Raw genomic sequence first — 22,351 nt, forward strand, 5'->3', positions numbered from 1 at the left:
ATCAAAAAAACATTTAAAATATAACTAATAATAACGAATAACGCTATTTTATAGTATTAAAAGTAAATAGTTCTAATAGAAATGATGCTTATGATGCGGCAATTTAGCATAGAAAAAGCTCCTTTTGCGGAGCTTTTTTGTTATCTAATTTTTCTTACACGTTTTTTACGTCAAATTACAAATAATACAAACGCTGTCACGAATGCAACTGTGCCGCCCACTGAATAACTTACTTTTTTAATAAAGACTTTTTTCGCTATTTCTTCGGGGTCTTCGCCAATGTCTGGTAAGTCATCATTTACTGGTTTTGTGTTAGTGCTAGTGATGTTTACTTTACCGTTATTTTCACTAATATTTTCGATAGGTTCAATTAAAAATGCTTTAGTTTTTACTTTGGCATTTGGATCGGAAATTTCACGAATAAGTTTGTGTAACTTATGACGATTAATTGCATATTGCGTTTCGTTCAATTGGTAAGCATTTGTCATTTTTGCTTTAATATCGGCAATAATTTGTGCTTCTAACTTACTTAAAACATTTTCATCATAAGTTAAGTCAAAGTTTACAATGCTTAAGTCAATAAGAAATTGATTATTATCAATTGGTTTTTGATTTAAAGTGTTAGTGATAGTAACTTTTCCTTGATTTTGTCCAAAAGGTTCATTAGGTTTAATGAAAAATTCCTTAGTGATAGTTACTGGCAATTCTGCATTATCAGGTGTAAGCTCATTTACTAATAAAGCAATTAAGCCCTTACTTATTGGAATATAAGCTTTTGTTTCAATACCTTTTTCATTTAAGGTTTTAACAATTTCATTATAGATAGCGTTAGTTAATTTTGCTCTGTCATTTTCGGCATAAGTTAACTTAAGATCAATTTCGGAAAGGTCGGTGTAAGTTTTGTCATAGTGGCCGTGATATTGCACGGCAAAACGATTGCTATTTTTCACTTTTGAATTAGTACGGCCTTGAAATTCAATGTTAAAGTTAGCTGGTACATTTTGTTGTGATGCTTGCATTAAAGCGTTTTGTAACTGATTAAAGTTAGTATAAACTATGTCATTAATATCAAAGTAATTAAGGCCGGTGGTGTCCAAAATATGCATATTTAAGTACGTTTTTAAAGTTTCTGTATTTAAAGCGGAAACATTGTATTTAGCATTAATGTCTAATGGCGGAAAACTAACCTTGCTTAAGTCATAGATGGTGTTAATTACTGGTAAGGTGATTCTGCCCATTGTTTTACCAAAATTAGCTTCTGTTTCCTTTTCTTCTAAGCTTAAGTCTTCACTGCGGGCGTTGGCATCACGAATGTTTGCTTCGGGCTCATTTAAGATTGCTTTAATACGCTCTAAAGTGTCTGGGACTATGCGATAGTCTCGTTCGTAAACTAAACGCGGCATTTGTTGTGATAAAACTCATTTAATTCTTGCTTCGATTTGGTCTTGGCTTACACCAATTAAGTTAATTGTAAAAATGTCAATGTCGGCAAAAATACCGATTGCACCTGAACCAAATAAGTCATAACTAATAGTTGTGTGCAATTCTCGATTTATTAATTGCTTCTTAAGTGCGATAGCACTCGGTTTTAATTCTGCCTTTAAGGTAATATTTACGCTTTGGGATTCGTCATTTTTAGTAATTGTTAGATTTTCAAAATTGATATGTTCATAGCTGCGGCGAGAAAGGTTTTTTAGTCATAACCGTTTCGGTTCTTTCTTATCAAAGGTTTTAATAAAACTTTTCACATTATATTTTGGCGCTTCGATTGTTCTGATGTATTCATCGTCAAATTCTAAATAAATAATGTCGGGGTCGGTGTCAACATTTTCCTCATCTTCATTACCAATATTGCTATCGGTAAAAATAATGGGGAAATTAACACGGTTTGCAATTAACTGATACTTAAGGTTGGGATTAGCCACAATTAAATCTAAAATTACATTATTTTTACGATAATTGTCAATTGTAAAGTTTTGAATTGCTATTTTATCTTTATGCGCAAAGTCGGCAAAGATATCTTTTGCTAAAGTATTTAAATTGCCTTCATATTTAGCTTTAAATTCATTTCTTGAATATAAATTATCTAAATTGTGATTAAATAGCGGCCGAATTCAAACGCGGTCGTTTTCGTTTGTATTTTCGTCGTTTTCGTTATTTTTAGTTTGTTCTTCTGTATATTGTAAAAATTTCTGAAAATAAACTAAACATTGCTCATAACTTAGGGTTTTTAATTGATATTCAACTTTTAGTACATTTTTTAAATATGCAAAGAACTTTTTGCCAATTTCTGATTCAAATAATGGCTGCACTTGTTTTGATTTAATGTTATCGGTGAATGATGAACCAGTAAGATTTTGGTTCTTTTCATCATCTCTTTTTTGAATTAAAACGAATTTAAAGGAACTGATAGTGTCTTCGCCTTTACTTACAAATAAATAGATACCATTATCTGAAAAAAACTCGTCGTCGGATGAAATAATGTATTCATTCGTTCCATTTGTTCTTTTAACTATGCGTGAGTTGCCATTTATTCAATTTCTTTGATAACTCAAATATGTACTTGTTGCGTCTGATGGTGTTCATTCTTTCAATTTGTAAATGTTAAGTTCTTTTGTATTGCCACTATAAACAAATGAACCTCCTTTTCCAATTATGGTCGCTTCGGCAATAACTCCTGCTCATTCTGATTCAGTTGTATTTTTATCTTTGTTATCAAAAATGAATTTTGTGCCATATGGTAAACCGGTTTTTTGCATATAGAGTTTTTCTTGGATATTTTTATTTGGGCTTGTTTCATACGAAACATAATTCAAATTTTTAACTAATTCGTTAAGCGAATTAGTTTGTCCTTTATCAATGTAAGGATGTGTTTTAAACCAAATTAATTGTTTTTTGGTTCCAGTTAAAGGATCAATTGTTTCATCATAATTGGGGTTTTGCAAAGCCGCGCCGTTTCCATCACGTTTTACTTCGCCATTTGCGTCTATTATATAGCGCGATATAAGATTTTTTTGTTCCGGTTTTTTATCTGGATTTCAACCAAATCACTTCATATCAACTTTGAAAGGTTTAGGTGTATAAATGATAGTTTGTCGCGTGATGCTTTCTAAGTCTTGAGGAAAATTTCTGCTTCCGTCGACATACTTTTTAACTTCTAAAACAAATTTGTTATTTTGACCAAATTTAGAAATATCTTTTTCCTCTAAGTCAGCGAAAAACACTTTATCGTATACATCTACTTTAATATCGTTCACATACAATACATAATTATTATTTGGTGCAGTAAATTTTACCGATAATGGCGAATATACTTGAATTTCGCCGTTATCATATAACTTGTATGTATGTTTGTCTTTGTCAGTTATTGTTTGCTCTTCGTGCGGAGCTATGTTATATTTGGGCGTTTCTTTAACTGTATTAATATTGCCTTTGTCGGAAAAATTTGCATATTGCCCATAATTTATTTCTAAGTTTTTTGTGCTTGCATGTCTACTACTTTTTTGACTTTTTACAAATGTAATACTTTTTGATTCTTTTCTTTCAACAATTTCTCCCTTTTTTGTTTTTGAATACAAATTGATTCGTGAACCATCAACTATTTCAAACTTTAATTGAAAATACTTAGATTTATTATTTATTTCTGCAATTTGATCTTCTAATTTTTGTATATTATTTTTTAGTTTTAAAAACTTCAAATAATTCTTGTCTGTTTCATTGCTCATTGTATTTAAGTTTCCACTTGTATCACTTTCAATAACAATAGCGGAATTTAAGTAGTTTTTAACTTTTAAATAGTCTTCTCATTTATCGTTTTTATTAAACGCTGCTGGAACATGGCTCGCCAAAATTTCTTCTCTGGTTCATGTTTTTATTTGCCAAAGTTGATGGCCGTATTCTCTAAATATGTTGTATGGTGGTTCCTTAATTTTAAAGCCGTCTTTGGTAAAATACGGAGCAAATTCAGGTCTCAATTCTTTTTCGCTATATGTTTTTTCTGCATAAATGTTAAATTTATAACCAGTGGTAAATGAATATTTAAGTTTTACATCATAAGTGTCAAACTCGCTTTTTAGTGAATTGAACTTATCATTAAATAGTAATGAGTTAGTTCGCTCGTGCTGTTGAAAGTATTCTGGAAAATTATCTAATTCTGTAAAGTAATCGCCACCAGTAAAACTATCAAATATAAAAATATTATCATCTAATTTTTTTCTTAATTCATTCATTTTTTCATTTCCTAAAAAAACTGAACTTTCTGTAAAAATAGTTCAAGTTAGTTTATTTGCTGAAATAAGAAATGGAATTGTGAAGAAAGGACTTGTTTTTATTATAAATTTCAAAATTTTGTGTTTTTTCATATCTTCTTTCTAAAACACAAAAAACAAACTTAAAAAGTTTGCCACTTGAATTTATGTAACGGTTAATATAATTATAAAGCGTCTTTTATATTTAGAACTAAATTTAGTTCGACATTTTTTATATTGTAAAAAATTTCAAAAGTATTTGTTTCTTCGTTGTAATTAACATTATGAATAATTGGTCTCGATTCCCATTCATTCAACATTACATTGAATTTTTCGCTTAAAAATTTCTCTAAAAAAGCATATTTTTTTTCAACTTTTAAAACCTTTATTTTTTTTGCTTTATTCTCTATATAAAATTTTGAAATTAACTCTTTTTTTGTGTATTTTTTTATTTCTTCTGGTTTAAAACTACCACTATATCCTACATCTAAATAGTCAGCATAAACTTTTCACCAATACTCGTCATTTTTTTCTAAATATTCTTCTGTATTTCCTAATTCATTGAAATCATTTTCTGAAAACATTCAGGCTTTGGTTTTTGTATCTAAATATCAATAAAATTTAGTTACAGGCAACATGTTTAAGATTGAATGAGAGATTTCTTTTTCTTTTTCGTACTCTTTATTGAGAATAAATTCAAACTTTATGGTTTTTTTGTCGCGTAATGTTTCGATTTTTTTGAGTTCAAATCAATTCATCATTTCGTACGTAGTAGTAGTTGAATTATAAATTTTGTATGGAAAATTGTAATATGAATATAATTTTGTTGTTTCGTTTATTTCCTTTCATAAAAATAAATATCTTTCAATAATTTCTGATAAAAAGTTGTATCTATTTCCCTTTCAAATTATGTTATTTTCTTTTATGTATAACTTTAAGTCTTCGGGAGACAAAATATTAAATAATTCTGTTGAAAATTTTTCTGTAATTTGTTTAAATGAGTTAGTTTCTTTTTTTAGCGAGTCATAATCTTCTTCTGTCACTTTATTGTCTTCTGAGTGTAAGTCTTTGATTTCAAAGAAAAACCATTTAGGGTTAAAAATTTTCAAAAAGTTAGATTTTCAATTGTTAACAAGTTCATTTTTTATGTTATCTTTTTTTCAAACTTCAAATGCTGGTATATCTAAATCTTTTCTTTTTAATTTATTTTTTTCATTTTCATAAACTATATCGAGTAATTCCTTGGATGTAAATTTTGGATCAAGCTCGTTATCTCCATATGTCTCTTGTATTAATTTACTTCCAAATTCTATATAGTCAAACCTGCTATTCCTAAACGTTTCATCAAAAGAAGAATCATCAGAAAAAAAGCTTCAATAAGGAATCATTCAATAAAATGTATACGGTTTATACAATTCAAAAGTTTTGTTTATCGTTATATTTTGTACATTATTTTCTTTTGTTTGTACTTCAACTTTTGTTGTGTTTTGCTTTTCGTATTGCGCATCCGCGCTAGATATTACGTTTTTATCATTATTTATTTCAACATTGTTTGTATCTAAAGTACCGGTATGATTGTTTTCTGTTTCGTTTTCAGTTGCGTTTGTTTCATTGTTATTTAATGTATTTGTGTTTTCATTGCTTTTACCGCAAGAAACTGCAAGTAAAGGCAAAGCACTTATTAGCGTTAAGGGAGCACTAAATAAGGTTCATTTTAGTTTCTTTTTCATTCTTTCTCCTTTTTGTTTTGTGTTGTTCTTTTTTTTAATATTTTTTATTAATGTGTAAAAATTTTTAGTTTTTTGCACATTTTACGCATTAAACTATCAATAACTTAATTATATTTAAGAAAATGCGGCTTTTTTTTTTTTTTTTTTTTTTTTTTTTTTTTTTTGTATGAAAAAAGCAAATTTCAAAATTGAAACTGCTTTTAGTAATTGTTATGAATTAGTATTGAAATTGCCCTGTTTGAAAAGCAATTTCATTTCGAAGTCATTATAGTAAATTTCGGCTTGAATTTTACTATAGGCGTGGAGTGAAATTAGTGCATTACCAATATCACTATCACTAAGAAACGCCCTGGTGCTTTGGTTTAAACCGCCAGTGTCTTTAAATAGTTCATTAACAGCATTAAGGTCGTTTTGGCGCAAACCAAAAATGAATGAATACTGACAATTTTGTAAAATGGCCTCGGCTTTTTTGCTTTTTGTTTCGGTAGCTAAAAAGTCGGAAGGATTCTGGGTGCAAAGGAGCATTCCGGCTTGAAATTTCCGTACCGTTTTCGTCATTAAGTACACAAAGTCAAGCGTTGTTTGGTTCTGTGTATTAATGTATTGGTGTAATTCATCAATTACTAATAAGGTGTTTTTGTTCTTATCAATAATTCAATTACTATAAATTTTATTTTGAATAAAAGAAAGCAAAGTATAAAGTCCCAGGGCGGCATCGATATTGCCGCTGCCGACTAAATATTGGGTGTTAAAAACAATAAAGTCATTGTTTAAGTCAATGTTAGTTTGGCCATTATACATTTTGGCAAATTTACCATTCTTAGTAAAAAGATATTCGAAAGTATCAATGATAGCTAACTTTTTCAATTCTTTGCGGCGCTGGTCGATGCCTTCGGGAAAAGTTAAAGTTTTTAGTTTAGCAATTAAGTCACTTAAAATTGGAAACTTAAAGTTGGCGAATTCATCTATTTTTAAGGCGTAAACGCCTTGTTCTTCATACAATTCCTTCACACATTGCGAAATAATCATAATTTGTTCGGTGTCAAATTCATTATTAGCTAACTGAAAGAAACCTTCTAACCAAATGATATGTTTATTAATAATAGTATTTAAGTCAATTTTCTCACTATCATTATCATAAAATTGAATTTTCACTTGTAAAGGGTTGATAGTGGTGTTTTTGCCGGTGCCTAAGTCAATTAAAGAACCACCAAATTCTAACGCTAAATTTTGGTACTCATTTTGTAAGTCTAAAACATAAACGCGGTTGTTTTCACTAAGAGTGTTCAAAATTCATTTGCCGACAAAGGTGCTTTTGCCTTTGCCGCTTGAACCTAAAACATAGCCATTATAGTTAGTTCTGCGGGCGTTGCCTTTAAAGAAATTATTGATAATTAAAGGTTCACCGGAGGTTTTAGAAAAACCAATTAAATTAGTATTATGGTCGTTATTAACTTCGTTTTCTAAAGCTCAACCATTAGTAAAATTCTGGGTTGTGATTTGAATAGAGTCTTTTAAGAAACGATTATTAAAAATTTGGTACTGCGCAAAAGCTTCGAATTGGCGATAGTATAACGGTGTTAGTTGGATCTTCGCGCGTCTTGCATTCTTTTTAATTTCGTTCATTTTGGCCTTTAATTCTTTTAAATTGTCGGCTTGGGAAAGCAATAAGAACTTCATATTTAATAAAGCATTGCCTTGCAACTGCATTTGCGTTTCAATGTGTTCAACTGCTTCCATTTCTAAATTCATTTTCTTTTGTTCATAGCGTGATTTGTGGGTGTCGGCATTAATTTCCAAATTGCGCATGCTGCGGTCTAATAACCGTGCTTTGCCTTCTTCGGCAACAAAGTCATTATTGATATTAATAATTGCTTCGTTATCTAATAACGGGTCTCACCAGGCTTGCGCTAATTGCACTGGGAGTTCATTCACCATTTGCAAAGCGTAATATTTGTTATCGGCATAAAAATATCACTTTTTGAAAATTACTTTGTCAAAAGCTAAAAAACTTTGGAGTGATTCATACTCTTTGGCTTTGTCGGCCTGCATTTGTTTATGTTCTTTTAACGCCTTATTTGGCGTTAAAGTTTGTTTTGTGTTTAATTTCGCCTTAATGCGGGCTAACTTAGCTTCTTTTCGGCGTGAAACTAAACGTTCACGCTCATAGACTTTTTCGCCTTTTGTGGCTTTTGCTAATTCAATTTTGTTTTGATAGTCTAAAAATTCTAAAATTTCTTTGTCACTGCGCGGTTTTAAATTATGCTGCGCTAAAAAGGCCACTAAGTTTTGGTCTTGCAACACTTCGGCTTCCATATTCAAATTTAAAAAGTAATTTTTGGTTTGTTCTAATTGCAATTCTAACTCGCTAATAGAATTGGCGTGCACAACTATAAAATAGCTGTCAACATAAAGTCCCATATCTAATTTGTTATAGTCATCTAAGCGGTAAGCATAATAATCATTGTAATTATCAATAACGCTTTCGCCTTGAAACCAAAAGATACCATTCTGGTCGTCTCATTCCCTGGCAATGTTTTTAATTTTCCGGTTTTGGTGTTTTAAAAGTTTCGTTTTGTTAGTTGCATAGTCTAACAAAGTCCGGTGGCGAATTAAATTAAAACTTTCACTCTGGGCGTCAAAAAAGTCGGTGATGCGGTTTAAAAAGGTGTTTTGTTCGCTTTCATCCAGTTCCCAGGGACTTTTGGCTTGGAGTGCTAACACGCCAAAGAAACGGCGTTTGGTGCCAAAAGCGCCTTTGTAATATTCCACATACTTACCGTGGCGAAAGTCACTATAAACTACTAAATGCTTTGCTGTGCCGTTCGTTTTTAAATATTTTTTGCGGTTAAGCATATATTTTAGAGCAATTCACAACACCTTATACAAACGAGCATTGTAATTATTAACTCAAATTAAAGTAAAAGATAACAAAATTCATACGCCAAGCAAAACTAAGCCTTTGTAATTTTTGTTAAGTTCCTTTGGCAAAGCAAAAAAGGCAACGATAAAACCAATTAACATAAAAAGCACAAACATTCCAAAGTCGACTAAAGTAAAGTTCCGTCAGATGCGTAAGGCGTTATTACTTAATTTTTTTGGTTGTAATTGCATAATTAAAATTCAAAAATTTCGAATAAGTTCTTACATACTTTGGGTTGTCGGCTTGGTAATTTTGTGTTTGTGCCTATATTATAGATGTCAAAGCGTTCGATGGCGGGGTCGATATGGCTGCTATAAGTTGTATTTAAATATTCAAGGCGATTTGTTAAAGTCTGAAAGCGGGGCGCAAACATATCTCAAATTTGAACTTTTGCTTTGGGTGCAATTTGCTTACGCTTATTGATTTCATCGTCATTTAAAGCAATTCAATTTTTGAAAGTCTGTTGGTCAATACGATAAACTAAGTCGTGCAAAAGGTGATATTTAAGGCGTCCGTGCTGGACGGTAAGGGCGTAAAAGCTCGCTTGTGGCGTACGGGGCATTACTAAAGGTACAAAGTAAAAATAGTGTTTATTTTTATCTTGCGCAATAATAAGTACATTGTGGCGATAGTTAGTTTTTTCATAGGTGGTACTTTCTCAAAAGTCACTTTTAAGTGGCAAAATTTTGAATAAGTAAGTTGTTTGGTTTGGTGGTCTAAACATTTGCTGCTTCCTTGTTGTTATTTTTAGCTGCTTCTCGTTGCTCTCGCGCTAATTTTCGCTGCGCACGCGCTAATTTTCGTTGCTCTCGTGCTATGACTTCGTTAATTTCTTCAATAAGAAGTAATTCATTCTCTTCTGAATTTCTTAAATGATAAATTAAAAGGTTTCTCTTTGCGACTGCATCCGTGGCGTCTGCAAAACGTCGTCAATTTGCGTATTCAATGGTTATGATTTTGTGTCTAAATCAGTTATATTCTTCGTTGTTGAGTTGGCGTAAAGGTTCTAACGCTGCTCTTGCTTTAGCGTAACTAAAGTCTGAAATTTTAATGTCTGAAAATTTAATATCTGAAAAATTAATGTTTGAAAAATTCATAAGTTCCCTTTCTGACTATTTTTGTCTTGATAATGCAAAATAAAGCGTTTGTTAGTTTCGGCAAAAGTGTTGCCAAAAGGTTTAGTTAAGTCGAAACGTTTGCTGCTTCCTTGTTGTTGTTTTTAGCTGCTTCTCGCTTCTGGCGCGCTAAGACTTTGTTAATTTCTTCAATAAGCAATAATTCTTTCTTTTGCAAAAATAAAGGTTTTCCGTTTTGGTATCACCCCATGCGCTCTGCTAAGACTTGAGTGTTGTCTTCTATGGTTAAGATTTTGTGTCTAAGTCGGTTGTATTCTTTGTTGTTGAGTTGGCGTAAAGGTTCTAACGCTGCTCTTGCTTTAGTTAAATTTAAGTGTGAAAATTCCATAAATTCCTTTTTTAACTATTTTTTATCTTGATAATGCAAAATAAGGCATTTGTTAGCTGCAACAAAAGCGTTACCAAAAGGTTTAGTTAAGTCGAAACATTGACGATACTGGCGGTTGGTGTGGGGGTTGATGCTTTGTTCTAAACCGTTAATTAAGCTGTGAATATAAAGGTTGTTGGTATTACGGCGTAAGTAAGGAATGTAATACTTTTGAATAAAAGGTAACATTTGGACGATTTTGTCGCCGTGCACTAAACGATACTTAGAGAGTAATTGGTGCTTGTGGCGTTTGATGAAACCAAGGAAGGTGTCGAGTTTATGGTGTAAGTTAGCATTAATTAACAAACTATAAGCCATTGTGGTTAGAAAAAGTCATTTGTTAGTATTAAGTTTGCATTCTAACTGCTCACTTAAAAAGCGAAAAATATCGCGGTAGAGTCAATGTTTGAGTTCATAAGTCAAAAAACTTTGGCACAAACTTGCTCACACGGCTGCATCAATTGTTGTGTCTAACACAAAATTTTTGCCGGTTTTATCGCTTGGTTGCAAACTCACAAACGCATCACGATTTAACTTTGTTAATTGGTCGTAAAGTAAAATGTTTTGGTCGCTTACCTTGCAAAGAAAAAAGCTATCGCATAGGTATTTACGAAAAGTGGTGGGTGTAAAAATTTGCTTGGCTGTGCACTGTTTTTGCGCTTGGTTAGTTGCATTTTTTCCCAAAAAATTCCCATTTTGCACAATTTGCTTGCTTGCGGGTTTCAATAGTTGCGTGGTGCCGGTGGTTAAGTCAATGGTGAAAGTTTGGTTGGCATCGTAATTAGCATTAAGAAAATGTGCACTAACCTTTAAAATAGCGTCGTTTTTACCTTTGGGGTTAAAAACGTCTTGCAAAAGTTGTTTTGCCTGTGGCACAGTGCAAATAGCGTGCGTATTTAAAAAATTAAGAAAGGAGGGTTGTTGTGCGGTCTTTAATTCAGCATCAAAAGCAATTAGAAAAGTGGTTGTTAATGGGTTCATTTGTGGTTCCTTGTTTGGTGAATACATCTAAAAAATAGGTCTAAACAAAAAATTTGTGTGATAATGAACACAAAATTCGTGCTTTTAAGGTGGAATAGTGTGTAAGTTTAAAATTGTCGACATAGTTCCTTTGTGTTTAAATGTTAGGTTTAGTGGCTTGTTGGGTGGCGTTAGCCTTAACTAACGCTTGCTTTAAACGCTCACGCATTGATTGGGTTTTATTTACCTGTCCGCGTTGCATTAGTTGTTGCGGTTTGAATGCTTGATTGCGTTTCATTAGGGTTTTTTGATTGCGTTGTAAGGCCGGTTTGGTGCCAGGTTTAGCTTTAGTGGTTTTAGTTGCTTTCGGACTTTTAAGGACTTTAAATGACGCAGCTTTGGCTTTCAAATTCGCCACGTTCTTACGCACGGAAATTTCTTCGCCGATTAAGTTAGCTACAATGGAGGTAAACGATAAACACGCAAAGCAACTGCCGATGGTGATTAAAGCTAAAAAGACAATTTTGACTACTCAATATAAATTTAAAGTGTTTAAAAAATCAACTGCCATTTCGACAACAAAGCCAAAAATAATTAAGCTTAGTAACATCGAATAAACGACAATGTTTTTCGACCAAAACTTACGGTTTCACTTTTTGATACTTAAACCATCATCTAATAACGAACCAGCTGCCGAAAACGGCGCGACAAAGAATAAAATCACCAGGTGAAAAATAAATTCCACCAGACGAATAAAGCTCATTATCACCGCGTAAGCGGCACCAATAATTAAGATGTAACCGCTAATGTTTGTTTTGACACCATCACCGGAATTCATCGCGTTAAAAACGTTTTTTGTAATTCAAAAGTTATTTTGGTTTACTTCCGTAATTCACCGTTCGAGTGTAAGCCCATTAGCTTCCCATTCTTTCATATACATTGCTTTAAGTAAAGTGTCTGTTAGCGCCGGCTGGCCGTTACTAAACAAAAAGGCGTTAATTAGTTGTATCGCGAAAGATGAAATTAAATAGAACGCAATGGGAATAGTTATAAGTCAAATAGTTGATAAGAAAGCATATTTTAGAGTACTAATAATGGCTGGCTTTTTGCCCGATTCAGTGTCGTGGTTGATAGAACGAAAATAACCTACTAACACAAAGCCAATGAAAGAAACAACAACAATAAGCGAAAAGACAATAAAAAGTCGCGGGAGACTAATATCGCTTAAGGGCTGGGTGGAGGAAATTCCTAGAATAACGCGAAAGGGAAATTCCACGGCCACCTGGTGAAAAAGTCACAAAATTCCTTTTAAAATGTTGAACGCAAAGAAATTAAATGTTCAAAACATTTGGAAAATGGCATAGTATATTCAATTAAACAATTTAACTCACTTTATCGCTTTTGTTCAAAGCACTTAAGGGGTTTGATTTTGAAAATAACTCAATTACGGTCGGTACAATAAAGGAAACAATTAAGAGCACGCCCACAACAATGCCAAGCGCAAGCACAGAAATTTTGATTTTGAGCATATATTTTTCCGTATGCTCCTGGTCGTTGGACATAATTAGTTTTAAGGCAAAATAGATAATAAAACCAATTGCAATTACTAAGCCAATTCCTAAGAACGCAGCACCAAATTTTCAGATTTGTGAGCCTATGCTATAAGCTTGTTTGTTAATTGTTTCAATTCCGATTTTTTGAGTTTCGGTTGGCGATGTTTCTGCTAATTGTGTTATGAAATTCATTTCATCCTTTCTAAAGTGAGTTTGGTGTTAATTTGCCAATGTTTTTCCCAAAAAATTCCCATTTTGACAAAATTTGTGAATTTGTTTGTTTCCTTAGTTGGAGCGTGAAAATGAAAGCGTGCCAAAATTAATGGAATGCTAAAGAATTTAAAAGCGTTTGCACTTTACTCTCTGCTTGCGTTGTAAGGTCGTCAAAATTAGCAATTGTTATCTCTAAACCATCACTTTGCGCTAACGCTTGGTTGAAAATGTTGTATTTGCGCTTTAGACTAAGTTCTTGGCCGTCTTGAAAAAAAGTTTGGTGGTACTTAGTCTTAAGTTCGTTTTGCTCTTCCTGCGTGTTTAAAAGCACGTAAAGCAAAGGTAAGGCGACACCTTGAATTTGGTCTAAAACTCACGCATGAGTGCCTGCAAATGCCAATTGTGGGCTCGTGGGGAAAAGCAATAAGTTAGGTTTAGTTTCATTACTAAGCATTAGACCAATAGTTCAATTTAACTGCGCAAAAGTTAACAATGCGTCTAAGTAAGCTTCGATTTTGGCTTTGATGTGTACATCAGCACGTAAATCCTCTAAGTCATAATTAGTTCCTTGGTGTAAAATGTGTTGCATTAAAGCAATTCACTTTTGGGCGATGGCACATTGTAAAAACTGGGCATAAAAGATACTTCACTCTTGCTTTTTGGTGCCATCTTCGTCGTTAAAGTTAACTAACGCATTTTGCGGTGTCTGTGTGGCTAGAAAAAGGTCAGATTCGCTTCAGGAATTTGCAAAAGGTGCATTGAGCACTTGTTCCTTGGCAAACTGCGTCACAATATTTTGCTCATTTACGCGGTAAGTGCCGTTGGGGTCAAAGTCATCTAACGTATACGCGTTGCTATGGTTGGCCTTAAGCACCGCGTAAGGGGCAAAAGCTGCCGGGTTCGCTTTGTCAAAGTCTTGTTTAATTTTGCTTAAAGCTTCAATGGTGGCAATACCGGTAAAACCTTGGGAAACAATGTCAAAAAAGTCCATATCGGCAAAGAATTTAATTAAAGGTTCATTGGCAAAGGGATTTTTAACATCGCTGGGGTTGTCGACTTGGTCGGGTAAAGTGTTCTGGCCACTTAAATTAAGATAAAAACTTATACTTTGGTAATAGTCTTGGAATTGCGCCTCTGTGGGTTCATTGGGGTTGTCTTCTGCTTGAGTGTCACAATAAGTTTGCGGTTCATTTTGCGCTGCATTTTCTGCAGCATGTTCGCAATTTTGGTTTGGTTCATTGTTGTCTCCTTGGTGAAAAAAGTTCACAGTGGCTTTAATTTCGTTTTTTTGTTCGCTGGTAAAGCGTTGGTTAAAAACGTGCTCTAAATTTGTTACTATGGACTTAAAGTTGGTGCGGTATTGTGCATTTACTCCGTGTTGGTTTCAGATTGTTTCAATTAATGTAAACAAAGGCGTTAGCGCTTGGGTGCTAAGTTGGTTATCTGTTAGCGTAATTGTTGTAACACTGGGAATTAATTGTGCTAATTCTTTGCTTGAATGCTGCGCTGCCTCAATTCACACTGGCGAAAGTACATAATTGTCTTGCTGTGCAATTCAAAAGTTTTGGTTTTGTACTGTCACTTTGCGCACGATCGGTTGGTTTTGCGTGTTGGCGGATGTGCTGATTGTGTCACTGCCGGGTCGGGGTGCTAATGCCGCCCCGGCTCCTTCTCTAACACTAAAACAGCTTGTGGCAATAAGCGGTGCAAAGCACAAAGTTGGCAACACAAAATGTTTAAGTTTTCGCTTGTTCGCTTTGTTCATCGCGGGGTTGCGCAAAGTTGGCAAATAAACGCTCACTTAGCAAATTCTTCACTTGGCTTTGCACCTCGGTTGATAAAGTCGTCAAATAGTTATTCATAATTTGTTGGGGTGAAAGTAAAGTTTGAATGCGGTTGTTGGTATCGAATTGGGCGTACAAAACTTTGTTTTGTGTGTGAATATTGTTGCTTTGGAAAAATTCGCTTAGACTTGGAATTGGTGTGGCGTCTTTGTTTGCTTCGTTTAGCTTGTTCACAATTGCTTCAACCAAATCAACTAAATGTTCGTTTGGTTTGGTTGCTGGTTTTGCTTTTTTAGCTTTCGGTGGTGCTTGCACAATGTTTAGTTGGGCGGCATAAAGCTTGCTTAGTGCCGCGTGGGCTTTCGGGTTTAGTGTTTTTAAATGTTCGAAACAAACTTTAAGTTGGGCACTGTCTAAACTATCACAAAAAGTACGAATTACACTTCATTCCGCACAAAGAGTAAAGCCAAGGGAATTAGTTGTTTGCGGCAAAATTTGCAAATAAAGATAGTTAGTGCTAAAGTGGTCTTGCACTCAAAACATTTGCTTTAAAAGTCAAAAGTGTTTGTTGGTGTGGTCTAACTTAACACCGTTTTGTGTGATTTGCGCAAACAAAGTGTCAAAGTGGCGCAAATTGGAACTTGTTAAATATTCCGTAAAGTTTGGTAACGCTTCGTTGTTGTCACAAATAGTTACAAAGTCTGCGCTAAGGTTGGCAAATTCTGGGTCGTTTGTTAGTTTTGGCTTAATTTGTTGTGCGTGTAAGTAAGACAAAATTGCGTTTTGTTCTAAGGGCGGTAAAGCGACAAAATATTCCTGAATAATTGTGTGCTCCTGCACAAAATTTTGCTTGATGGTGCTATCTTTGCTTTTGGTTTTCCAAAACGTTAAGGAAACTTCGTTACTTGGTAAGTAAGTCAAAATTTCATTTGCAAACAAAAAGTCTTGAATTGATGGTGTGGTGTTTAAGTGGGAATTGATTTGGCTCATTTGCTCGACACTTAAATGCTTAAGTTCGGCAAAAGCGTTAGTTTTTTTAGTTTTTGCTGGCATTTTTTAACTTTTTCGCCTTCTCGTTAAACTTCATCACGTTTTTGTTTCACAATTTGGAGTAAATTGACAAAACAAAGAATAAACAAACTAAACATAAATGCTCCGCTTGCTCCTAACACGGTATAAACAGCATACACAATGCCAATGTGTGGATTCGAACCAAAAAGCACAAACATTAAGGAGGCAACAAAACCAATTGCGGTAAGAAAGAACAAAGCAAGCATAACAATGAGTCAGTGTGATTTTTTGAAAGTTTTGTTGGTCTTGAATTTTGTCATAGCATTTCCTTTTGAGCAAGTTATCAAATGTGAGTGCTTAACTAACAAGCATTACGAAAAACCGTTACTTCAAGTGTTGTGTTTTGTATGCTAAATTTGTGAATAAGAGCTTGTTAGTTAAGCACCCGGTAATTAGAGTGCTAAGTAAAGGTTTGGGTCTAACTTTGAACTTAACCCTTTGTTTGATAACTGCTCCTTTCTGTAAAATTTCAAAGTCTGCTTCTTCAGACGGTACAAAACTGTGCAAAAATAAAAAAAATAAAAAAATAGGAGTTTTAAACTCCTATTTGTGAAATTTGTAATTAGATATTATTTCTTGTAATTTGAGTAAAATTCAATGTTTCTAAGATCTTTTAATAAAAGTGGAACTGAATCCTCGTATCTGTTAAGCAGAGTTGGATCTTCTTTCAATACAACTGCAACGCTTTTATTGTTCGCGAATGTTTCATAATCAGCATCAGCGTCAGTTTTTTGTTGGCCATTAAGACTAAGAGTCGGTTTATAGGTTCAATCAGTTGCAAAAATGTCTTTGGTGTAAATTAAGTTTTTGACATCAGCATCGGTTAGAGCTAAACCAGCAAAGTTGGCATTACCTTTCGCTTTAGCTTGATAAAGATTGTAGAAACCCGCTACATCAAAATAGTAGTACTTGTTATCGAGTTTATCAAATACTTCTAAGTAGTAAATAAAGTCTTGTTTTGATTTACTATAAGCAAAACCTACTTGTGTGTCAACTGGATTATTGTAGAAGAAAATCTGCGCGAAGTAACGAGCAATAACATCGACTGGTGCTCCGCAAAAATCACCATCTCTTTTGAGATATTTATCAATGTTCAAACGAATCTTCCGTTTGGTTTCCATTTCATCATAGTTGAGCTTAGTTTTGTGTGCATAGTTTTCTCAGTTGTTGTACTCAATGTTCTCTGGATTTGGCGTTAAATTGTCATCGAGAAAAAGAAAATGGAATGGGTCGCGTAAGAATTCAAACCATTTTGGTGAATCAACTTCCAAATCTTTGGCAAAAATGTTGGCAGCGGCACCATGGTTAGCAAATAAATCATTGAAACGTAGTGGCACAAAGATCGCTGGCATAGCTGACTGAATCCCAGTTTCTGTTTGTTTATTATTGAGATTTAATCCATATTTAGCAAGATAATTAAACACATCAACAAAATGTGTGGCTACTGAAACTTCCTTTTTCTGGCCACTAGTTTCATGTTGATGGTAGACCTTGCTTGCTCCTTCTAAAAAGTAACGATAGAGACTATCATTTGGGAGCTGGAGTGAACCATAGGTAAAGAAAGCATACTTACCAGTGATTTGTTTTCTAAAAATGTCTTCAAGCTTGAGCGCTAAGTCATAACTTAAGTACGAACTACCAAAGTAATATTTGATCACATCTTTAATTTCATCAATCGATTTCATATCTTGCAGATCATCGGAAGCGATGTTAGTAGTTCAAGTAAGCGAACCAAAGTGTTCTGACAAGTCAATGTATTTTGATTCAGTAGTGTTAATCCGTTGTGAAAGGAATTTTTGCAACTTCGTAGCATTAGGATTAACTTCTTCGTATGGTTTTAAGTTATAAAAACGAGTGTTTTTGGCATAGTCATAAATGTCAGTAAGCTGTTTTGGCAAACTAAGAAAACATGACGAAGCAATAAGGGGTGTCAAAGCTGAAAGTGCAGCACCAGTAGTTATGAAGCAAAATTTAAGTTTTTTTCGCATTGTCACTCCTAAAGAATAGCATTATAGTTTCAGCTTTTAATTCCAGCATAACCAATGTAAGAACCAATTGAGAAAATTAAAATTGAAAACACAAGTAAACCAATCGAGAAAGAACGTTCTGTATGCGCTTGGCGAATGAATTCAAAGTCAATTGTTGCCACGGAATTAAGTTCATTGAGAATAAACGATGTGTTGTGAATAATAATTGAAGACAAAATGATCACAAGCAAAGCAATCACAGCTGCTCCAATTCAAATCACAGTTTTGGCTTTGATATTAACTTTATTCATACGTTATCCTTTAATCGTGCTACCTTGTTTTGAAATTGAACGCATAATTCTTTTTCTAAAGAGTAAATACGCACCAAACATTGGTAAAATCGCCAAGATCACACCAGCCATTTTGATATTTTGTAACACACGCGCATCACTATCTAAGGATTCACGGTCGATTCCCACTTCGAAGATTCAAAGTGAAAGCACTCTGTAATTTGAAGAAGCAGGGACAACAAGTGATGGTCACAAGTATGAGTTTCATGACGCAAGTGCAGTAAGAATAATCACAGTCAACATTGTTGGCGTTACCATTGGCACAGCCACTTTGAAAAAGTATTTTGCGCCAGTAGCTCCGTCAACTGCTGCCACTTCTTTAATCCGGTTTGGAATTGCTTCAAAAGCATTTCTAAACATCAAGGCACTAAATACACTCGCAATAAAAGGCAGCGCAAGAGTTGTTACCATTCCGCCATAACTCGAACGAATTTGATAAGTATTGTCAAAATAAATAATTACGGCGTATTGTCCTGAAAGCAGCGCAATTTCCGGTAACACTAGTAAGGCAATAAAGAATGATCACAAAATGTTCTTGCCCTTTCACCTTTTAAGGGCAAAAGCATAACCGGCTAACATTGTAATTAAAGTTTTAAACACAATTGAAAATAACACATTGGTAAAAGTAAGTCCAAGGGCAGCACCATAAGAAGTAACTAGCGATCCCTTAGCAGCTTTACCGAAGTTTTCAAAGTGCAAACCGTCTGTTGGAATTAATGAGAAATCAGTCTTGAGCGCATCAGCTTGCTCTTTTGACATCAGAGCAATCATAATCATAAAGAAGAATGGAAAGAGAACAATAAGCGCAAAGAAGCTAAGAGCTAACATTTTGAGAAACAAGCCACCAGCCATCGCGCTAAAACGGGTTTCGTGAACTTGGTTAGCTGTAATTTCTTTATTGCGCGAGAGACGTTTTTTTAGAAACCATTGTTGAAGCTTTAATTTTTTTTCAAACATCTGATTCTCCTTTGTTAAATGTTACTTGGACAATTGTTCTAAATCCACCACGCACAATAGTTGAATAAAGCACACCAATCCCAAATAAAGCAAGCGCGCTCGCGGCAGCATAAGCTTTTTCATTAGTTTTAAGGAAGTTATAGACCAAAAGCATAAGCGAAGCACCACCATTGGTAATGGCTGTACTTGGGTCGTTGTTAAAGATCGCAAGTGGGAACACTTTCACACCGTTAATAATTCCAATTGTAATTAAGAAAGTTGTTGTTGATTTAATTGATGGCAAAGTAATTGAAAAGAATTGTTTAACATTCGAAATGCCATCGATTGAAGCTGAACGATATTGGTTTTTGTCAACCGAAAGCATTGCGGTTGTTAAGATTAAAACATTAAACGCTAATGATCCTCACACACCTTGTGTAATCAGTGGCACAAGTGCACGGAAGGTAAACTGATCGTTAGCTTCTAACCAACCATAGGTTCCTTGGTTAAAAATTTTGTTAATAAAACCATTTGGTGCGAATAGTTGCAAGAAAGTAAGTGAAACAGCAACCGCGTTGGTCATATATGGTAAGAAGAAGATGGTTTGTCAAAAACCCCTTGCTCACTTACGATAAACATGCACGATGCAACTGCTAATTAATAAACTCACCGAGAGCGATAATGGTAACACTAACATACCATAAATTAGTGAGTTACGAAAACCAACGGCAAAGCTAGGATGGTTAACCACATTTTTAAAATTCTCAAAAGTGAACACTTGGATTTCAGTACCATTAGCTGTTACAGCTGTACCTGTGAAAGCATCTTTAAAGTTTAAAAATAAAGGTATCAGGGTAAAGAGAATAATAATGAAGATAGTGGGCATTAAAATTGCCAGTGGTTTATAAGTTGGAGTTTCTTTTTCAATGATTGAATAAGAAAGTGAATTAGCACGATTTTTGCTTTGCTTGTAAGCGCTAAAACGATAGAAAAGTGGAAATTTTTGCGAAAGTTTAGCTCAGAAACTACTCGATAATTTCATACTCCACCCTCTTTTCTGTTAATTCATCAAAGATGTGTAGACGATCTTTAGGAATGTTAAAGTGTACTGTGTCGTTTACTTTAAAGCTGAATCTATTGTCAATTAAGAAGTTAGCGTCCGCTTTGTTTGGTAGTTCCACAATTAATTTTGATTCCTTACCAAAGTTTTCAACTGCCTTCACACGGCCACTGAAAAGACCACTGTTATCGCTTGTGACTTCAAAGTCCTCAGCACGAATTCCGACGCTATAGTTAGCTTGGTCAACATTTTTAATTTTAATACCATCAAGTTTGTGATCAAAAACAGAAAGCACGCCATCTTTATATTGACCTGGTAACATTGCCATTTCAGGCATTCCTAAGAAACGAGCAACAAATTTGTTTTTTGGTTTGTGGTAAAGTTCCATTGGCGAACCAATTTGTTGTACTTTTGCCATTGACATACAAACAATAACATCACTAATTGACATTGCTTCTTCTTGGTCGTGGGTAACAAACACTGTGGTAATACCAAGTTTTTGTTGAATTTCACGAATTCATTGCCGAGTTGAAATACGAAGTTTTGCGTCAAGGTTTGAAAGAGGCTCGTCCATTAAGAGAATTTGAGGTTTTTTCACAATCGCACGTGCAATTGCCACACGTTGTTGTTGCCCACCAGATAAACGAGTTGGTTTCTTCTTCAAAATTGGCATAATGTCCACGCGACGAGCCACTTCAAGTACTTCTTCGTGAATTGCTTTTCGAATTGTAAGCACCGATTTTTGTTGTTCGCGAATGTAAGCGCGTTGTTCATCACTTAAAGGTACGTTTTTGATCTTCTTATCTTGTTCCATCATTTCAACAAGATTAAACTGCTGTGCTACTTCGGTATATTTAGCATTGAATTTAGCTAAAGCAAGATATTTTAAATATTTAAAATTACGACGCAGTTGTTGTGCTTCAGCATCATTTTTAAGAGTTTTATATTCGTTTTTAGCTGCTAAATACTTAGCTTTTTGTTCAGCAATAAAAGGTTTGTATTTTTCAATAACTTGGAATTGTTTAATGTAAAACTTGTAAAAAATCGCATCCTTCATATATCTTGTTTCAAGTTTTAACAAGTTCATCTGGGTTTTAGGTCAAAAACCACTGCGGTCTTCTTCGACTAAAGCTGCGATCTTATCTTGCGTTTGATTAAGTAAACTTTGAGCGTGTTCAAGTGATTCTGGTTTCACTTTTTTGACTGGAGACTCTAATTCATTCACAAATTTGGTTTGAGCATAATCGCTTTCAACGCCTAACTGGTGGGTGTTTTTTAGCAATGATAGTTCATCTTTAATAACTGCTTTCTTTTCTTTTTGAGATGCTTTTAAACTTTCTAAAGCTTTTAGTGCTAATCTCGAAGAAGCATTTAATTCAGCTACATAGTGAACTTTTGACATTTTATAGTCGGTTGTTGCTTTTTCTAAATTTCTACGTAATTCAACCATTTTGTTTGAATATTCAAACGAAGTTTCGCGATCAATCTTACGATAAACTCTTCATAATTGATGCAGTTCATTTAGAGTAGCATCGTCACAACCAAGCGCTTTTAAGTAAGTGAATCGAATTTCGTTTAATGCTGTGTTTCTTTTTAAAATCACTTTATTTTGTCATTCAATGTCATTTTTTAAAGGAAAAGCGATGTTTGCGTATACGCTCATATGCGGATAAAGAGCATAGTTTTGGAAAACAAAACCCAATTTCCGCTTTTGTGGTGGCAACTTAGTAACATCTTTGCCTCTAAAATAAACATTACCACTAGTGATAGTTAATAAACCTGAGATAGCATTAAGTGTAGTTGTTTTGCCAGAACCAGAAGGCCCAAGTAAAGTAACTAGAGAGCCTTCTGAAATTGTAAAACTTGCGTCATCAACAGCTAAAGTTTCACCAAAGTCAATGAAAACATTTTTCAATTCGATTGCTGGAAGTTGTTTTTTATGACCAACTTCAGTAATTATCTTTCCAAGACGTTCATATTCTTGCTCATCTTTGTCATTGAATTTGACTACTTTTTTTGTAATTTTGTCAAGGAGAAAGTTAATTATTTTCATC

17 protein-coding genes are annotated in these 22,351 nt (G+C 34.0%); all 17 read right to left on the reverse strand.

Annotated elements, in window-relative coordinates; genetic code table 4:
• Positions 1-140 precede the first annotated feature (140 nt).
• The 17 genes from EXC55_RS00545 to EXC55_RS00625 all read right to left on the reverse strand — a co-directional run bounded on the left by EXC55_RS00545 (position 141) and on the right by EXC55_RS00625 (position 22,350).
• Positions 141-4,361: an Mbov_0399 family ICE element protein gene (locus EXC55_RS00545; RefSeq protein WP_129622754.1), complete on the reverse strand. Its 4,221-nt coding sequence runs from the start codon at positions 4,359-4,361 to the stop codon at positions 141-143.
• 71 nt (positions 4,362-4,432) lie between these two features.
• Positions 4,433-6,055, reverse strand: coding sequence for a hypothetical protein (locus tag EXC55_RS00550; RefSeq protein WP_129622755.1), 1,623 nt, complete (start codon positions 6,053-6,055; stop codon positions 4,433-4,435).
• 132 nt (positions 6,056-6,187) lie between these two features.
• Positions 6,188-9,091: an Mbov_0397 family ICE element conjugal transfer ATPase gene (locus EXC55_RS00555; RefSeq protein ID WP_129622756.1), complete on the reverse strand. Its 2,904-nt coding sequence runs from the start codon at positions 9,089-9,091 to the stop codon at positions 6,188-6,190.
• A 2-nt stretch (positions 9,092-9,093) separates the two neighbouring features.
• Entirely contained in the window at positions 9,094-9,624 is a 531-nt protein-coding gene (locus EXC55_RS00560) for a hypothetical protein (RefSeq protein WP_129622757.1), read from the reverse strand.
• The gene (locus EXC55_RS00565) at positions 9,617-9,997 is read right to left on the reverse strand and encodes a hypothetical protein (protein ID WP_129622758.1); all 381 of its coding nucleotides are present in this window, start codon (positions 9,995-9,997) and stop codon (positions 9,617-9,619) included. Before EXC55_RS00565 ends, EXC55_RS00560 begins: the two co-directional genes overlap by 8 nt.
• Before the next feature lie 85 nt (positions 9,998-10,082).
• Positions 10,083-10,364, reverse strand: a complete 282-nt coding sequence (locus tag EXC55_RS00570) for a hypothetical protein (protein WP_129622759.1) — start codon at positions 10,362-10,364, stop codon at positions 10,083-10,085.
• 15 nt (positions 10,365-10,379) lie between these two features.
• On the reverse strand, positions 10,380-11,384 hold the full coding sequence (locus EXC55_RS00575; protein WP_129622760.1) for a hypothetical protein: 1,005 nt from the start codon (positions 11,382-11,384) through the stop codon (positions 10,380-10,382).
• Positions 11,385-11,520: 136 nt separating this feature from the next.
• On the reverse strand, positions 11,521-12,711 hold the full coding sequence (locus EXC55_RS00580; protein ID WP_129622761.1) for an Mbov_0396 family ICE element transmembrane protein: 1,191 nt from the start codon (positions 12,709-12,711) through the stop codon (positions 11,521-11,523).
• A gap of 34 nt (positions 12,712-12,745) precedes the next feature.
• Positions 12,746-13,108, reverse strand: a complete 363-nt coding sequence (locus tag EXC55_RS00585; protein WP_129622762.1) for an Mbov_0395 family pilin-like conjugal transfer protein — start codon at positions 13,106-13,108, stop codon at positions 12,746-12,748.
• 127 nt (positions 13,109-13,235) lie between these two features.
• Positions 13,236-14,930, reverse strand: a complete 1,695-nt coding sequence (locus EXC55_RS00590; protein WP_165001859.1) for a hypothetical protein — start codon at positions 14,928-14,930, stop codon at positions 13,236-13,238.
• Entirely contained in the window at positions 14,866-15,966 is a 1,101-nt protein-coding gene (locus tag EXC55_RS00595; protein ID WP_129622764.1) for a hypothetical protein, read from the reverse strand. Before EXC55_RS00595 ends, EXC55_RS00590 begins: the two co-directional genes overlap by 65 nt.
• 23 nt (positions 15,967-15,989) lie before the next feature.
• Positions 15,990-16,244 carry a hypothetical protein gene (locus EXC55_RS00600; RefSeq protein ID WP_129622765.1) on the reverse strand — a complete coding sequence of 85 codons (255 nt, stop codon included), beginning with the start codon at positions 16,242-16,244 and terminating at the stop codon, positions 15,990-15,992.
• Positions 16,245-16,553: 309 nt separating this feature from the next.
• Positions 16,554-17,972, reverse strand: a complete 1,419-nt coding sequence (locus tag EXC55_RS00605) for a hypothetical protein (RefSeq protein WP_129622766.1) — start codon at positions 17,970-17,972, stop codon at positions 16,554-16,556.
• An 8-nt stretch (positions 17,973-17,980) separates the two neighbouring features.
• Positions 17,981-18,262 carry a hypothetical protein gene (locus tag EXC55_RS00610; protein ID WP_129622767.1) on the reverse strand — a complete coding sequence of 94 codons (282 nt, stop codon included), beginning with the start codon at positions 18,260-18,262 and terminating at the stop codon, positions 17,981-17,983.
• A gap of 3 nt (positions 18,263-18,265) precedes the next feature.
• Entirely contained in the window at positions 18,266-19,258 is a 993-nt protein-coding gene (locus tag EXC55_RS00615) for a carbohydrate ABC transporter permease (RefSeq protein WP_129622768.1), read from the reverse strand.
• Complete coding sequence (locus EXC55_RS00620; RefSeq protein WP_129622769.1) at positions 19,197-20,279, reverse strand: carbohydrate ABC transporter permease; 1,083 nt, start codon at positions 20,277-20,279, stop codon at positions 19,197-19,199. Before EXC55_RS00620 ends, EXC55_RS00615 begins: the two co-directional genes overlap by 62 nt.
• Entirely contained in the window at positions 20,263-22,350 is a 2,088-nt protein-coding gene (locus tag EXC55_RS00625) for an ATP-binding cassette domain-containing protein (protein WP_129622770.1), read from the reverse strand. The genes EXC55_RS00620 and EXC55_RS00625 overlap by 17 nt, the downstream gene beginning before the upstream one ends.
• Position 22,351 lies beyond the last annotated feature (1 nt).

This window comes from Mycoplasmopsis columbinasalis, assembly GCF_900660705.1.
Lineage (GTDB): Bacteria > Bacillota_I > Bacilli_A > Mycoplasmatales > Metamycoplasmataceae > Mycoplasmopsis > Mycoplasmopsis columbinasalis.